The organism is Dictyobacter alpinus, from assembly GCF_003967575.1.
Lineage (GTDB): Bacteria > Chloroflexota > Ktedonobacteria > Ktedonobacterales > Ktedonobacteraceae > Dictyobacter > Dictyobacter alpinus.
The window spans coordinates 4,343,760-4,358,356 of sequence record NZ_BIFT01000001.1; the positions used below are offsets into that span (position 1 = coordinate 4,343,760).

Annotated in this window: 16 protein-coding genes; 8 read left to right on the forward strand and 8 right to left on the reverse strand. The window is 48.9% G+C overall.

Annotation, left to right across the window (positions count from 1 at the left end; genetic code table 11):
• The first annotated feature begins 34 nt into the window (after positions 1-34).
• The 3 genes from EL633_RS17130 (at position 35) to EL633_RS17140 (ending at position 3,477) form a co-directional block, all read left to right on the forward strand.
• Positions 35-1,903 (forward strand): hypothetical protein, encoded by a 1,869-nt coding sequence (locus EL633_RS17130; protein WP_126628353.1) that lies wholly within the window; start codon positions 35-37, stop codon positions 1,901-1,903.
• Positions 1,904-1,946: 43 nt separating this feature from the next.
• Entirely contained in the window at positions 1,947-2,657 is a 711-nt protein-coding gene (locus EL633_RS17135) for a hypothetical protein (RefSeq protein ID WP_126628354.1), read from the forward strand.
• A 154-nt stretch (positions 2,658-2,811) separates the two neighbouring features.
• Entirely contained in the window at positions 2,812-3,477 is a 666-nt protein-coding gene (locus tag EL633_RS17140; protein WP_126628355.1) for a hypothetical protein, read from the forward strand.
• A 372-nt stretch (positions 3,478-3,849) separates the two neighbouring features.
• On the opposite strand, the gene EL633_RS17145 is transcribed toward EL633_RS17140, so the two are convergent.
• The 6 genes from EL633_RS17145 to EL633_RS17170 all read right to left on the reverse strand — a co-directional run bounded on the left by EL633_RS17145 (position 3,850) and on the right by EL633_RS17170 (position 7,109).
• On the reverse strand, positions 3,850-4,722 hold the full coding sequence (locus EL633_RS17145; RefSeq protein WP_126628356.1) for a polysaccharide deacetylase family protein: 873 nt from the start codon (positions 4,720-4,722) through the stop codon (positions 3,850-3,852).
• A gap of 65 nt (positions 4,723-4,787) precedes the next feature.
• Positions 4,788-4,985, reverse strand: a complete 198-nt coding sequence (locus EL633_RS17150) for a hypothetical protein (RefSeq protein ID WP_126628357.1) — start codon at positions 4,983-4,985, stop codon at positions 4,788-4,790.
• A 155-nt stretch (positions 4,986-5,140) separates the two neighbouring features.
• Entirely contained in the window at positions 5,141-5,350 is a 210-nt protein-coding gene (locus tag EL633_RS17155) for a hypothetical protein (protein WP_126628358.1), read from the reverse strand.
• A gap of 13 nt (positions 5,351-5,363) precedes the next feature.
• Entirely contained in the window at positions 5,364-5,804 is a 441-nt protein-coding gene (locus tag EL633_RS17160; protein ID WP_126628359.1) for an SRPBCC family protein, read from the reverse strand.
• A 55-nt stretch (positions 5,805-5,859) separates the two neighbouring features.
• Positions 5,860-6,819 (reverse strand): alpha/beta hydrolase, encoded by a 960-nt coding sequence (locus EL633_RS17165; protein WP_126628360.1) that lies wholly within the window; start codon positions 6,817-6,819, stop codon positions 5,860-5,862.
• Positions 6,820-6,905: 86 nt separating this feature from the next.
• Complete coding sequence (locus EL633_RS17170; RefSeq protein WP_126628361.1) at positions 6,906-7,109, reverse strand: hypothetical protein; 204 nt, start codon at positions 7,107-7,109, stop codon at positions 6,906-6,908.
• A gap of 342 nt (positions 7,110-7,451) precedes the next feature.
• On the opposite strand from EL633_RS17170, the gene EL633_RS17175 reads away from it, so the two are divergent.
• Positions 7,452-8,411 carry a TIGR03560 family F420-dependent LLM class oxidoreductase gene (locus EL633_RS17175; RefSeq protein WP_126628362.1) on the forward strand — a complete coding sequence of 320 codons (960 nt, stop codon included), beginning with the start codon at positions 7,452-7,454 and terminating at the stop codon, positions 8,409-8,411.
• A gap of 31 nt (positions 8,412-8,442) precedes the next feature.
• Positions 8,443-9,777, forward strand: a complete 1,335-nt coding sequence (locus tag EL633_RS17180; protein WP_126628363.1) for a Gfo/Idh/MocA family oxidoreductase — start codon at positions 8,443-8,445, stop codon at positions 9,775-9,777.
• Positions 9,778-9,825: 48 nt separating this feature from the next.
• Here the strand turns inward: EL633_RS17180 and EL633_RS17185 are convergent, their stop codons facing one another.
• Complete coding sequence (locus tag EL633_RS17185) at positions 9,826-9,966, reverse strand: IS3 family transposase (RefSeq protein ID WP_126628364.1); 141 nt, start codon at positions 9,964-9,966, stop codon at positions 9,826-9,828.
• A gap of 393 nt (positions 9,967-10,359) precedes the next feature.
• Complete coding sequence (locus EL633_RS17190; RefSeq protein WP_126628365.1) at positions 10,360-11,292, reverse strand: alpha/beta fold hydrolase; 933 nt, start codon at positions 11,290-11,292, stop codon at positions 10,360-10,362.
• A gap of 454 nt (positions 11,293-11,746) precedes the next feature.
• Here EL633_RS17190 and EL633_RS17195 point away from each other — a divergent pair, with 454 nt between their 5' ends.
• The 3 genes from EL633_RS17195 (at position 11,747) to EL633_RS17205 (ending at position 14,588) form a co-directional block, all read left to right on the forward strand.
• Positions 11,747-12,634: a LysR family transcriptional regulator gene (locus EL633_RS17195; protein WP_126628366.1), complete on the forward strand. Its 888-nt coding sequence runs from the start codon at positions 11,747-11,749 to the stop codon at positions 12,632-12,634.
• 744 nt (positions 12,635-13,378) lie between these two features.
• Positions 13,379-13,618, forward strand: a complete 240-nt coding sequence (locus EL633_RS17200; protein WP_161982205.1) for an AlbA family DNA-binding domain-containing protein — start codon at positions 13,379-13,381, stop codon at positions 13,616-13,618.
• Positions 13,619-13,646: 28 nt separating this feature from the next.
• The gene (locus EL633_RS17205; RefSeq protein WP_371865561.1) at positions 13,647-14,588 is read left to right on the forward strand and encodes an AAA family ATPase; all 942 of its coding nucleotides are present in this window, start codon (positions 13,647-13,649) and stop codon (positions 14,586-14,588) included.
• Positions 14,589-14,597 lie beyond the last annotated feature (9 nt).

Genomic DNA, 14,597 nt, shown 5'->3' on the forward strand with positions numbered 1-14,597 from the left:
ATAAATTGAAATGAGTCAATTTGTATAGGGAGGCATGATGTCTCTATTCAGTGATATTGCGAATACGATTGGGCATACGGTGGAAAGTCTGGCGACCTCTGTGGGTGTGGATGCCAGTATGCTAGAAACCATCGTGAACGAGCTTGATGGAAATGGTGTTGATGTCTTCTCCTTTTCGGCCAGGCTCGGACTTTCAGTAGAAGCATTTTTGTCTGGCATTGTAAACCTTATGAGGGGTGATCCGCATCAGCTGTTGTTACAACGTCTGACGGGACCAGCCAAACCTCTGGACACGACCCTTTCGCTGCTGGCCCAGCAATGGGCGCAGGCAGCCTCTCTGCATCAAGATACCGCACAGGCCATCGATGCCCATATGAAAGAGCTCTTTCAAGGAAGTGGAACCGCTTCCTCCTATGATGGACCGGGTGCGGAGTCCCTCTTAAAAACGCATCAAGATTACCATAAGTATTTTACTGTGCTGATAGAACATGCGCAGACGCAGCATATGTACCACGCCACGCTAGAAGGCCACGTGAATGCGTATCTCAGTCAGGCACCTGGTAGCGTGTACAGCCTCTCTGCGCCTATGGCAGCGTTGAGCGTATTAACCCTGGATACTGCGACGATGAGCCCTCCACCTTCGGTGTTGGACGACCCGGTAGTGCAAGGGGTAGAGCAGGCCATAGAGTGGGTTGCGGTGACTGGTGAGCAAGCAGAGCAAGAAGATGGAGACCCGACAGAAGGCACTCAATTCATCATTTTTATTGTGCTCGTAATTGTGCTCGTTGTGCTGGTCATTGTGTTGGTGCTTGTTGTGCTTGGGAGTATGCTCTACGATGAGCTGATTGGATACCAGACCCAACAAAAAAATACCTTGCCAACACCAGTGCCTCCCCCCGGAGTGGGACCAGGACCGAGCCCATTGAATTTGCTTACACCGGAACAACAACGCTTACATAATGATGTTGTATCGCGCCTGGGTTATACAACACTCGAAATTGATGAGCTCATTAAAGCAGGCTACCTGGACCCCGATGCGATTGCCGCTATCATTAAAGGTGGCATAGGAACCTTTACTGTTTTCAATGATCCGAACACTGCTAAGATGATGAATGAATTGACGACTGCGCAACAGTTAAAATTCATTGGCATTGCTGAGCTGTATCAGGCAACTCATCCAGGGTTGACATCAGCACAGGTACAAAACTATCTTAGTTATATGAAGATGAAGGGTCAGGGGCAGCAAATATATAATGAACTCACGAGTACAGATCCAAACTCTCTTGCTCGGCGTTACGCGGTAGATACGCAAAGAATGTTAGATCGGTTTAACAAGGATTTTTGGAACCCCATTACCTCTGTGACTGATCCTTTTACATTCACAAATGCACAAATAGAAGGAAGTTATAAATATTTAGTCGGCTTCTGGGGGGAATGGGCATCAGTCAAACTAGCTGATGCTAATCATCAACTAGTACATTTCGGAGTTCCAATTGCCGGTGGAGAAGTTGATATTCAAGAAAAGGATGGCAGTGGAAATCCATTAAAGTGGATTGAGATAAAAAATGGTTCAGTAAAGTCTAACTGGCGTTCAGCGTTAAAGCAAGTTCAAAATTATATTAATCAAGGTGCCACTGAAGTCGTCATTCAACTTCCACAGCAGGGCAAACCAGGGTATCCACTTCCAGGTGCGCAACAAATACAAAACATACAGGATATAAAAAATGTACACCCTGCTATTGTATTTGATGTAGTGGTGGCTACGCCAACTGATGCGAAGTCATTAAAAGATCTACAATACCTGGAAAATAAATTTAAAGATATCCACTTTAAGTTGATACCGCCAGCCTCATCAATTCCTTATGATCCGCCTGCTGGTGATTGGGGAAGTCTGCTGCCGTAAAATATGCGGAATAGAAATCTGATAAGCGAAAAAGGAGTAACACGTGAATTACCTTGGAGGATATCTCCTCTTTCCATCAACCCAGACGTATGCCGGCCTTGTACAAGCAATACTCCAAGCCATGGAACTGACTCCTGTTGATATTGAAGTGTTGCTGCCTCGTGAAGGATATGCCGTTCCTATTGCGACCAGTTTACCAATTGAGCAGGCACTCGTGGAGTTAGGTCATCGCGGCGGTGGAATCAATGTCCTTGATGAGACACGCCCAGAGACATATTGGTTGGAGCCTGCGGCTGGTCCGTATAGTCTTTCGAATCTCTGGGTAGAGGATGAGCCGTGGTTTAAGCCAGTGACCGGACCGTATCCTGTCATGAACATTTCTATAGCTGAGCCAGCTTTACGGAATCAATCACCGTATACATCGATTGATCAATTAGCGGAACGTTGGCTTAGATTATGCGAACAAGGCCATGCGATCTATGGGTATTTTAGCCGTTTTGAATTGAGGACTGAACGGGATTTCCTTGACGAGCACATTTTTCCTCATCTGCAGGCTGATGATTTGTCTCAACTTCTTGAGGACAGTGATGAGAATTGGCTAGTCTATGTTGGACCAGAACTGGCCAAAAGGTGGCAGCAGGAGCACATCCGTTGGCCTACATCATGGTCCAGTCCTCAACCATTTCTCACACATGAACAACCTTCTGGAGCACAATTTATTCGTACCAGTGAAGGCGTCTTTGGGGAAAAATGATTGGATGATCACGCCCTGTAAACAAAGCAGGGATGATCAGTAATAAAAGCTTGGGATGAGATTGAAGAGAGCCTTTCTCATCCCGTGTACTGCTCTGTTTCTTTGTGGTGTGATGCGTAAAGCATGCATTACTAAAAGAGAAAGGAGCGACCTTATGAGCGATTATGTTGGCAGTTGCCTCTTTTTTGAGTCGAATCAGACAAGGGATGCGTTGATTACGGCCACATTGAATGCTATGGAGCTCTTGCTGGATTCCTATGATGTGCGGCTTCCTGATGAGGATGGTTTTCCACGTTTTGCTGGGGAGGGATATCCTGTGAGGACAGAAGCAACTCCTGAATTGTCACTTGCTGCGCTTGTACGTTTAGAGAGTGGCATTATTGAGGCGGAGGGACCCGATCAGCGAGAAACAATTTGGTTTGACCCTAAGGTTGGTCCATACCCAGTAATAACAATCTGGGTAGTCGATTCGGCGATGTACTATGAGGACTGGCCTGAGTATAGCGAAGCCTTTGTCAAGCGTTGGCTCCAATTATGCGAACAAGGTAAGGCAGTTTTTGGTTATTTTAGCCCATTTGAGCATATGTTTGAACTAACGCTCTTAGAGACGCAATTCTTGCCATTAATACAGAGTGGAGATAGTGCACAACTTCTGGCACCATCAGATGTGTATTGGTTAGCCTACTTAGGACCAGAACTGGCTCAAAACTGGCGACAGCAGCAGATGCCGTTGCCTGAAACCGTTCACCCGCGTATCTTGCAAGAATTGCCTTCGCGTGCCCATTTTCTCAGAATGACAACTTCGGTCTATGGAGATTAAGGCCATGAGCAAGTGCGATTGGTTCCATATAGCTCCAACGGTTTCATCACGTTGCTCAACGAAAGGTTGAAATGTGGCATAGACAAACTAATGGATATCATCTCATCTGTGTGTATCATGATTTCAATCCTTGCTTGTGTTTAAACGATTGATGGATATAAAACATACTTGCGAAGGCTAGTATCTGGAAAGAAGCAGCAAACATACAGCGATACTAGCCTTCATCCTGTGGTCAAGGCCGAAATCTCGTTATGATCTCTTGCAAGCGGCCCCTATCCACAGGTATCTAAAAGCGTCAAGCGAAATATGCGAAAACGCAGGTCTGTTTGAGTCATAAAAGTATACTCTCTTTCAAAAGGGGAACGTTTTCCTTCACGCCTCAGCTTCAACGTTCAAATACCATGTAGCGATCTCGTCGCTTGTGGTCAGCCAGACATCCTTCTGCTGAGAGATATAGGCAAGAACCTCTTGCAGATACCGAATACGGAAAGGCTGACCACTGATGAAAGGATGCAGACCCAATCCCATCACACGGGCAGTGTCTGCTCCTTCAGCATAGAGTACCTTGAACTGGTCGATGAGCATTTGTGCGTACTCCTTCCCTGGGAGGGTCTTGCTTACATAGATGGCAGAATCGTTGATTTCGAGAGAGTATGGCACCGAGAGCAGACGACCCTGTAGAACGTTGAGGGAAAACGGCTGGTCATCGCACCCCCAGTCAAGGAGATAGCTATATCCCAGTTCTTGCAGAAGACTGGGGGTATTGAAGCTTTCGGTGAGTGCTGGCCCAAGCCACCCCTTCGGTTGCTGTCCCGTTGCCTCTGTAATCACCTGCGTCATCTCTGTCAGGTATACTCGCTCGTCTTCGCGTGTCATCGTCCCAAGACGCACACTGTTATTCTTTCCATGTGCGATCCAGGCCCAGTTTCGTTTCTTCCCTTCTTCTACGATTTCCGGGTAATACGTACACGCATCAGAATTCAGCAGGCAACTCGCTCGGATGCCAGAGCGGTCAAAGAGATCCATCAAGCGCCAGATGCCCACACGTGGGCCGTAGTCCCGCCAGCCCGTGTTTAAGGGGTCTGGTTTGAACATGGCTGTGGATGGATTGAGGCTCATCCCAGGCTGATCCAATGGCATGTGTTCAACGGCCACTCCTACCCAGAATGCGACACGAGCATTGTGGGGAAGGTGAAGACGTGGTCGTCTGATGATTGGTGAGTACGAATACAAATGATTTTCCATGAAAAGGATCCTTTTGTCACAAACAACTTTTTAGAAACCGCTTCATTTTTTTCGCGCCTCTTCTCTCATGCAGCATCTCGTCTCTGCATGGTAAATGCAGGAACTGCAGCGATCAGTCCAATGAGGACGGCTCCCAGCAGCACACCGATGCAACTCCACCAGCTTGCTGGTTTCACGACCATAAGCACCACGATTCCAACCGACAGCAGGGTGAGTGTTCGAACACAGATTAGCAATATTGGATCACGAGTCCGGTGCTTCAATGATGCAGGAAGTGGTCCTCCAGGGAGGGATGCAAGATGCCGACGAATCGCCTGGAGACGAGGCCCTCCTATTGCTGTGTCTATGACTGCGAGGGCGAGCGTTGCCCCTAAGGAAAGGTCAATCCATGCATGAGACCATCCCCACGCTGTTTGAATCAGGAAAATGCCCGTCGTGAGCAAAAGGATCTCGCGACTGCGTAGATCAGTGCCAGGGGCTGCATGACGGTCGCCCAGAGTCGCGCCAGTTCGATGGTCTGGACACGTCGGAGTTGCGTTGTGCTGAGCCAGTCAAGGCCAATGGCGAAAAACAATCCTGGTGTCCCAAGTTGATGAAACAAGAGAGCGATGATATGCCAGGGAAACATGGTGCAATCCTTCTTACTTCTGCCCTTGCTTCGCGAGTAACGCCTGAAGACGCTCCAAAGACGAAACCATCGTGGTGGCGATGACCTGGCGAACGAGAAATGTGAGAACGGGCGGAATACCATCCAGTTCGAGTTGGAAGGAGAGACGACATTCTTGCTCAGAGAGTGGTTTGATGTGATAGGACTCACGGGCCCTTGGTCGTTCATTGATCGGAGTCTCCAATGTCAACTGGCGATCCTGCACATACTCGCTGATGATAAGGGTCGTTTCATTGCGGCGTCCTCCATACGTGCGAGCTTGAAAAACACTTGCTCCCTGTTGGAGCAAGCCGGGCGAGACCAGATATGCCTCAAGCACATCGGTTTGCCAGGAAGATTTTGTCTGGAAATTCGTTATGACTCGAAAGATAGCGCTTGCAGGAAGGGCAAAGGATGCACTTTTCTCGACGTTCATGATCGTTTTCTCTTTTCTTGTGTTGGTGTCCAGTGATTGGGAAGAGGCACAGAACTCATTCCTTCTCCTCCAGGACGGCGTCAATAAAATGCCCCAGGTGCTCAAGTGCTCTTTGTGCCTCTGGAAGCGTGGCCGCCATCATCTGCCACACATGAAACATCCCTGGCCACTCTTCCACCTGCACGGTGACACCAGCCTCCTCAGCGTGTCGCGCAAACGCGTGAATATCATCGAGTAACAATTCGTTGCCGCCCACCTGAATAAACAAGGGAGGCAACCCATGCAGATCGGCATACACTGGCGAGGCAAGCGGCATGTGTGGCGAGTGTGTTCCCAGGTAGTGCAGCGCACCTCTGTGTAAGCTGGAAGGGGTCAGCAAAAGATCAGAGGCCTCCCGCCTCTCCCACGACCTCTCTGTATCCGAAAGGTCTGTCCAGGGTGAGAGGAATGCCGCTCCTGCGGGTTGGGGAAGGTGGGAATCCCGTAGCGTCACGAGCAAGGCTGCGGCTAACCCTCCACCCGCCGAATCACCTGCAATCAGAAGGTGGTGAGCGTCAACGCCGTGCGTCAACAACCATTGATAGGCACTCGTCGCATCTTCTAGAGCAGCTGGATAGGGATGTTCGGGCGCAAGACGGTAGGAAAGATTCAGCACCTGTACTCTGGAGGATGCTGCAATGCGACTGACTAATCCTCGGTGTAATGTCAGCGACCCTCCAATGTAGGCACCCCCATGCAGGTAGAGGATGGCTCGATCAAGCAGGGCATTTGGTGGGATCACCCATTCAGCTGGACAGTCACCAACAGCCAGAGGAATGAATTGGACGTTGGGAGCCAGTGGCAGATGGGCACCAAAGGCATCCTGGGATGCGCGTTGAACCGAGAGGTCCTGAGACTGAAAGCGTGTCCACACGCGATACACGCGTAACGAGAGCGCGAGCACATGAGCTTGCCAACTCCTGCGCGACGTAATTATACTCCATGAGGAAGCACGGGGAAAAGGGGTCTCAGTCATACTGTGTCTCCTTGACAAAAGGAGAGCGTGCGTGTCTTCTTTGCACACTTCCACTCGTCTTTTTTCGTTTTGGCTCTTTGGGACTCTCACGCCGCAACAAAAAGAGAAGCCATGCGATGGTCGTGGTACCAATGAAGAGAAGCAGGCTGATCATTGGGATACACATACTCTTTTGTCTGCTGCATCTGTAAGGAACGTTCAATGCCGTTTGATCCCATGAAGTGACGCATGGATGCATCGTTCGTCTTCTTCTTGTATCCAACTAGAAGTGCTAACCAATTGGTTGACATAGCTAGTATACATCTCTCGCAGAAACATGTCAACCGACTGGTTGACGATTCAAAAGATGAAGAACGCAAAGAACGGAGTGAGCAGACAAGAGATGATGTGAAAGACGAAACAAGGAGGATCTCGTTGAGTATGTATGGACGAGCGAAGTTCGATTTACTTCGAATACGAGTGCTGTGTGCCACCTGATTGTAATGAGATGGATAAACTCGTTGAAGGCAGAGTGAGAACCTGGTAAGCGGTGAAATACGTCGCAGAAAGAGTGAAGACCCTCCATTTCAATGAGCACTTTGTACTCAATATAACGTAATACTGTTAAAAGGAAGGGTAGGTGTTTTAAGCGTATGAAGTATAGTCTCTTTCTTCCCCAGGGTTGGTTGATGGACCTCTCAAGTATTCAAAGTCCTGTTGAAGCCTATGAAGCGATGACGCATACAGCTCAGACCGCTGATGAAGTCGGATATGAATCTGTCTGGCTTGTCGATCATGTGCATACAGCACCTCAGTCTTCGCAAGCCCTCATCTTTGAGTCTTGGACCAGTACGGCGGCGCTGGCACGTGATACCAAACGAGTACGCATTGGTCAAATGGTCAGCTGTAATGGGTATCGCAATCCAGCATTGCTTGCGAAGATGGCGAGCACCGTTGATGTGCTCAGTCATGGACGACTGACGGTTGGAATCGGAGCAGGTTCCGGTCAGCAAGAGCATTATGCATATGGATATGAATGGCTTGAAACACCTGAGCGCTTGAGTCAACTCAGCGAAGCAGTTCACGTGCTTCAGGCAATGTGGACGCAGGAAGAAGCCATCTTTGAGGGCAACTATTATCAGGTGCATGGTGCAATCAATCAGCCCAAAGGGGTCCAGAAACCTCACATTCCGTTACTGATTGGTGGCAATGGTGAGAAGGTCACGCTCAAACTTGTTGCCAAGTATGGTGACGCCTGTAATATTGGTGAGGATGTGGAGACTATTGGACACAAGCTTGCGATACTTCAACACCACTGCGAAAATGTTGGACGGAACTACCAGAATATTTATCGCACGGCGGGAACGATTTGTATGGTTGCCGATACCGATGAAGAAGCTTTGGCAAGAGTTCCTGAAAAAATGAAAGAAGTGCTTGGAACGATGATGCACTCTGTCCTTATTGGGAGCCTTGATACGATCCGCCGACGAATTACTGCGTATGAAGCAGTTGGTATCCAAGAACTCGTCATCCGTTTTCCTGATCCTTTTCAATTATTTGAATTGTACATAGATGTGCCCCTGGTGAGTCGCTATAGTAGATGGGAAATGTAAACAGCTTCATAGTGAAGGTGAGATGTATTCTATGTCTAAGAAGCGGTATGCTCTTGTTGGTACAGGTTCACGCGCGGGAATGTTTATTGATGCTCTCACAACGACGTATCATGATTCATCTAAGCTTGTCGCTTTGTGCGATCTGAGTCAGATACGAATGAATTGGTATAATCAACGCATCCAGAAGCGTGCTGGATTGTCCGCTGTCCCAACCTATCATGCTGAACAATTTGATGTGATGTTGAGAGAAACACATCCTGATGTTGTGATTGTGACGACTGTGGACGCGACTCACCATATCTATATTACACGGGCGATGGAACAAGGCTATGACGTGATTACAGAAAAGCCCATGACAACAGATGTGGAAAAACTAAGTGCTATTATGCACACTATTGACCGTACCGGCAAATCGTTGCGGGTCACATTCAATGCACGTTACGAGCCTATCCACACGCGCTTTCGTGAATTGCTCTTGCAAGGCGTGGTAGGCAAGCCATTGGCCGTTGATTTCTCGTGGATGCTTGATGTTCGTCATGGGGCTGATTATTTTCGTCGCTGGCATCGAGAAAAGCAGTATAGCGGAGGGCTCTTAGTACATAAGGCGACCCATCATTTTGACCTGGTCAATTGGTGGATTGATTCGTATCCGCAAGCAGTTTTTGCTATGGGTGCACTCCAATTTTATGGCAAGAAGAATGCGGAAGAACGTGGTGAACGGTATTCTTACGACCGCTATACCGATGTTCCAGAAGCGACTCATGATCCATTTGCCTTGTCGCTGCATGCCAAAGAAGAAAATCGTGGTTTGTACCTGGCAGCAGAGGAAGAGACAGGATATTTGCGTGATCGGAATGTCTTTGGGGAACCAATTACCATTGAAGATACCATGTGTGTTATGGTGCGCTATCGCAATCGTGTGTTGTTATCATATTCTCTCGTTGCTTATTCCCCCTGGGAAGGATTGCATGTCGCGATTACAGGCACTAAAGGGCGTCTTGAAATGGATGTTGCCGATACTATTCCCGATCTTTTTTCTCATGGAGAAACGCCTGCTGCCGTTCAGAAGCCGACGCCTTCATCTAAGGCCGTGCGGATTCGCGTCTATCCAACCTTTGGTACACCCTATGATAGTGCTGTGACTGAAGGTGAAGGAGAACATGGGGGTGCGGACACGGTTTTATTAAGCCACTTATTCTCGCCTCATACTATTGAGGATCCCCTACAACGGGCGGCTTCACATATTGATGGCGCTGCTTCTATTCTTGTCGGTATTGCTGCCAATGAATCCATACAAACAGGCCAACAGATGATTATTGATGATCTATTTCAGCTTCCAGATAAAGGGATGCACAAACAGAAATGATTAGTTCATGCTGTTTTTTGCCATGCCTGTAAACCTGAGCAGAGAAATTTAAAATCTATAATGAAGCCGTTTTCTATTATAAAATTGTTCAATGAAGAGAAAAATATCTTGCCGAGCCTCAAGTCGAGTTGGGTAAGACTGACGATCGACGCATTCGGCTTTGAGCGTGGCAAAGAAAGATACTGCCATCGCATTGTCGTAACAATCGCCTTTTTCTCTCGTTCGAGACGACGCAGTTTTTCTTCCAACTTTGTTTGATGCCCTTTTCCTGGAAACGCTTGATTCCCATGGTCAGCTCCCGAAAGAAGTGGTCGAGACAGCACGCCAGAAGCTGATCATTGGACCAGGGTGAACGAGAACCCAATCATTGGTGTTTCAAAACCGTTCGGTTTGTTGAAACACCAATGATGAAAGGTAGCGATGGACGTAAGATTCACCGCGACGCTTCAAGCATTCATCCGCCACGCGATCCGGGCCGAAGGAGACAGAACCACTCCTCACCTCAAACTCCGACCAACCCTTCGCTTTATTGACCAAGAAGGTCTTTATGGCGTAGCAAGGAGAGAGGCGATGAAAGTTCTATCATTTTCCCCCTGTAAAGTGCAAAATGGGTTCTCTATGTGGCACTGATTCATGCAAAATAAACATGTGATCCCCTGGAACGCTAGCCCAATGGATATTGGGGTAATTTTGGGAGAGGGATTCAAACTCCATTTGAACTCCTTTTCTCCAAAGATACATACTCTCGGCCATCTCATCGCCGCCAGGAGCCTCGCCACTCTGTTCTCCCGCGCCAATAAAAAGCAAAGGGCAACGAACCTGATGCGTCACCGCGAAAATATCAAAATCCACGATGGCATCAGAAAGTGCGGCCAGAGCGATGGCCGAGGGATTGTCCTGGTAACGACCGTCTGGATATCTGAAGAAAGAGCGTTCCGTAAAAGAGACAGCAAAGGACACGTCATGTCCTTCTTGTGCTCTGACTGTTGCCACTTTTGCCTCAACATCTGCCTGATGAAGATAGGTTGGAGGAAGATCCTCCGCTGGTCTCGCAGGATCTGCCATCGCCTCGATGAGAGCACGAAGTTTTTGTCGGGCCCCTTCGGGATCCGGACCAGGAAAAGTGCTTGGGAGCGAGACCCCAATCCCATCCAGATTGACCACCCCTCGGCAATCAGGGTATCGGGCTCCATAGAGGGTCGCGACGAGGCCGCCCAATGAGTGACCAATGACAAATGGGTTATCCAGGCCAACGTGAGCAATAACAGCTTCAAGGTCGTTCACATCATCTTCGAACTGTCGCCGCCCTTCGTAGGGGGTTGAATATCCATGGCTACGCAAATCCAGAGCAACCACTCGATGATAGGGGTGCAGAAATGGGACCGTGCGGTACCAGTCACAGAGATTGCGTCCTCCGCCATGAAGCAGGACAACTGGCGGACCACTTCCTCCAAAATCACGAACCGCAATGGATATCTCACCAACTTGTACGCTACTATCAATATAGTCATCCATGATACATTCCTCGTTTCTGTTGTTTCAGTTTCCTGAAAAGGGGTTCCTGAATTCTAGACACCATCCGCTCTTTTGGAGCATCATGTCAAAATTCTGAGTAAAAAGAGCGAGAGCAATACTTCTCTGATGCGCTGAGAATATGATCGTTTAATTGGCTTTCGTGTCTGTTTAGATTGTTGCATGTCTCAATGTCCTTAGCGTAATTTGGCGGGGAAAAACGTAGCGACTCCCAGTTGAAAAGTTGTCCACAAGGCCAGCCCTGCCCCCAAAAAATACCAGTGCTTTTGCCTTCCGTCTCCAGGCTGATCGATCTCCCTGATCTGAACACCGATGTGACCACCTGCCACATCGACTCTTCGACGTCCTACAAGGTGATTGTACAGGGGTGATATGATAAAGTCCAACGATTGATAGTGATCAATACCATCAATGAAAATGATAGAAGTAGGTAGCTATGGAATTACGCCAGCTCGCCACATTTCGCCAACTTGCCAGAACCCTCAATTTTACGCGCACAGCCACGGCCCTGAATTATGTACAGTCCAACGTTACGGCGCAGATACAGGCGCTGGAAGAGGAACTGGGAGTGCGTCTCTTTGATCGGCTGGGCAGGCGGGTAGCCTTGACGGAGGTGGGAGAACGTCTTTTGCGTTATGCGGAGCAGATCCTGGATCTTAGCGAAGAAATGTATGAAGTGGCTTCGACGCAGGAAGATCCGAGAGGGACGCTGGTGGTGAGTGCACATGAGCCGCTCTGCACCTACCTGGTGCCGAGGTTGTTCTATCACCTGCACAATCGTTATCCACATGTGAATCTGCAATTTCGGCCCGCTGCAGCTGCAGAGATCTCGCGCCAGGTCAATGAGGGCACGCTGGATATCGCTATTATTCTGGAGCAGTCGGTGCATTCGGCCAAACTGGTTGTACAACCTCTGTTCCCCGAACCATTGTGTGTGATTGCTGCCCCCTGGCATCCACTGGTCGGGATAGAGCAGATAAAGCCTGTTGAAATGGAGAACGAAACCATTTTGCTGACAGAGGGGCGGTGCAGCTATCGTTCACTGTTTGAGCATTCCCTAGCCAGGGCAGGGGTGCAGCCAGCTGTAGTGATAGAGGTCACCAATGCGGAAGCGGTAAAACAATGTGTAATGGTGGGGATGGGAATATCCGTTCTGCCGCAGATGGCCGTGCGGGCGGAAGTGGACCAGGGCAAGATAGCTGTGCTGCCCTGGGAATTGCAGGATGCACAGCTTTTTGTCCAGATGATCTGGCACAAAGAAAAGTGGCTTTCGCCCGCTATGCAGGCGCTCATTGCTGCCGTCGAGCAGGTGGAATGGCAGTAATGGACCGCTACTAGTATTACAGTGACAGAAGAGGAGAAAAGCTGTTCAGAGTAATAGGAACAATCTCCCTTGAACAATGAGTTTGTCTTTTGCTCTCACATGTAGTTTGATCTGACTGTCGTTTCTCAGATACGATGGCTCTTGTCCACTTCGGCCAGGCTCACTTGTTTTATCAAAATGGAACAAGCTTACCAATATAAGCCTTTATCGCTGAACAGCTGCATATTTCACGCCGGGTCGTTTGCCCATGATGACCTCTTTTCTGTTCTATAACACATGTAAGAAGGACAGTAGGAGAGGTGAGAATTTTCCGAAGCGTGTTGCTTCCATAGAAAAGGATGACGCTCCTCGATCATATCTTTTCTCCCTTACCTGTTTATCCGTACAAACCGTGCTTCACTCTCGTGAAGGAAGTTGCAGTACAGATGTTTGATAAGCATCCGGATGAGGAATGGGAACGAATCTACAGTGGATGATGTACGAGGGTGATACTACAGGGCTGTCTTCCATTCCTGGCGGCAGACTCTCACCGGCGCCAGGCCGCACGAAAAGTGAGGCGTTACAAGAGGGCATGACAGGAATGATATAAGCTGATCTTTTTTCTGCGTAAGTGGATTCCTATAGTCGTTAGCGTGCTTATTATGGGAGCCCAGATACTTTCTTCGGACACCCCCTATGAGGGACCCCCATGCGTATGCTAGAATTGGTCTACATAAGGTCACAATAGCGTGGAATGGAGGTATTATGGGTAAGCTGAGTGATGCGGAACTCAGGAGGCTTGTAAAGGGCGGTAAGACAAACACGGTTGGGCTCAAATTAGCGGCTCCTCGTGCCGTTGATCTGGCGGAAAGACTGTGTGGAATGGCCAATGCCAAAGGAGGGGTTGTGATTATTGGGGTGGAAGATGCGACTCGCAAGGTGGTAGGAGTCCCTGACGAGCGGATTGGCGAAACGATGGATGTTATTTTACGTGCTGCCCACTAGGTGATGGCAAAGACGTTCCTGGCATGTCATTGTCGCTGATCTGGGTAGTGGGAAGAAGATGGGGATTCGCGACATGGTGAAAACGGCAGGCTCCAGAGCGATTCTGGCGGTAGTGACGCCGAAAAACAATGAAGATGAGCAAGCCTTGGGCGACCAGCTCTACACAGCGCTTGGCGTACCGTCGAAAGGACATTGGAGCACCCGTAAGCCGAAACTCATGGGACACCTGAATCAGTATGGGACGCAGTGTATCATTGTTGACGATGCTTATGATCTTTCACTGCAACACCTGATGTTCATCAAGGAAATCACAGATCAAGGGCGATTGCAGTACGATCATCCTCTGGGCCTGTGCCTCGTTGCAGCAGCACGCTGCAACACCATTCCGCTCAAAGAAACGTTAGATCAACCTGATCTCACTTGGCTCCAATGGCGTCGCCGCCTTGACAAGATCCAGCCTTTCGCAGGACACACCAGCGAAGAAGTCCGCGAGATCCTGGCAACCCTGGAAACAGTGCACCGCGAAGTCTTGCCGCAGCTCAACTTACGGCAATGGACCAGCTCCATTTATGCCTGGTTGACACAACCCGTTCTCGATCCGACCCACTCTGGTCGCGTCACAATGGACTACCTCATGAAGCTTGTCACAATAGCCTTAGAATGGACGTACTCTGCTGGAGAAACCGACGTGCGAGCAGAGACGCTCAAGGAAGCGGCAAGCTTCTCGTGCTCCGTCGAGATACGTTTCGAGTCATTGATGGTGCAGGTCCTAATGATCTGGTCCTTGACAGGGATAGAGCAGCATCAGCACGTATCAATGAAACGGTACGAGAGCAGGAAACAGTTCAGGAAAACGAGCAGCAGCCTACAACGGAAACGGTGGAAACGAGCGAATCGTCTCACTGTACGTTTTTTGGAGTGGTTCCCATCGATATCAAATGAACACATGTATATGGGGAAGATTTCTTAAATTTCGAGG

Bases quoted from the DNA above. Each gene is read 5' to 3' on its own strand.
- EL633_RS17190 (WP_126628365.1), bottom strand. From the start codon at position 11,292: ATGGATGACTATATTGATAGTAGCGTACAAGTTGGTGAGATATCCATT.
- EL633_RS17145 (WP_126628356.1), bottom strand. From the start codon at position 4,722: ATGGAAAATCATTTGTATTCGTACTCACCAATCATCAGACGACCACGT.
- EL633_RS17170 (WP_126628361.1), bottom strand. From the start codon at position 7,109: ATGTCAACCAATTGGTTAGCACTTCTAGTTGGATACAAGAAGAAGACG.
- EL633_RS17195 (WP_126628366.1), top strand. From the start codon at position 11,747: ATGGAATTACGCCAGCTCGCCACATTTCGCCAACTTGCCAGAACCCTC.
- EL633_RS17165 (WP_126628360.1), bottom strand. From the start codon at position 6,819: ATGACTGAGACCCCTTTTCCCCGTGCTTCCTCATGGAGTATAATTACG.
- EL633_RS17160 (WP_126628359.1), bottom strand. From the start codon at position 5,804: ATGAACGTCGAGAAAAGTGCATCCTTTGCCCTTCCTGCAAGCGCTATC.
- EL633_RS17200 (WP_161982205.1), top strand. From the start codon at position 13,379: ATGGGTAAGCTGAGTGATGCGGAACTCAGGAGGCTTGTAAAGGGCGGT.
- EL633_RS17130 (WP_126628353.1), top strand. From the start codon at position 35: ATGATGTCTCTATTCAGTGATATTGCGAATACGATTGGGCATACGGTG.
- EL633_RS17180 (WP_126628363.1), top strand. From the start codon at position 8,443: ATGTCTAAGAAGCGGTATGCTCTTGTTGGTACAGGTTCACGCGCGGGA.
- EL633_RS17140 (WP_126628355.1), top strand. From the start codon at position 2,812: ATGAGCGATTATGTTGGCAGTTGCCTCTTTTTTGAGTCGAATCAGACA.
- EL633_RS17155 (WP_126628358.1), bottom strand. From the start codon at position 5,350: ATGTTTCCCTGGCATATCATCGCTCTCTTGTTTCATCAACTTGGGACA.
- EL633_RS17185 (WP_126628364.1), bottom strand. From the start codon at position 9,966: ATGGCAGTATCTTTCTTTGCCACGCTCAAAGCCGAATGCGTCGATCGT.
- EL633_RS17175 (WP_126628362.1), top strand. From the start codon at position 7,452: ATGAAGTATAGTCTCTTTCTTCCCCAGGGTTGGTTGATGGACCTCTCA.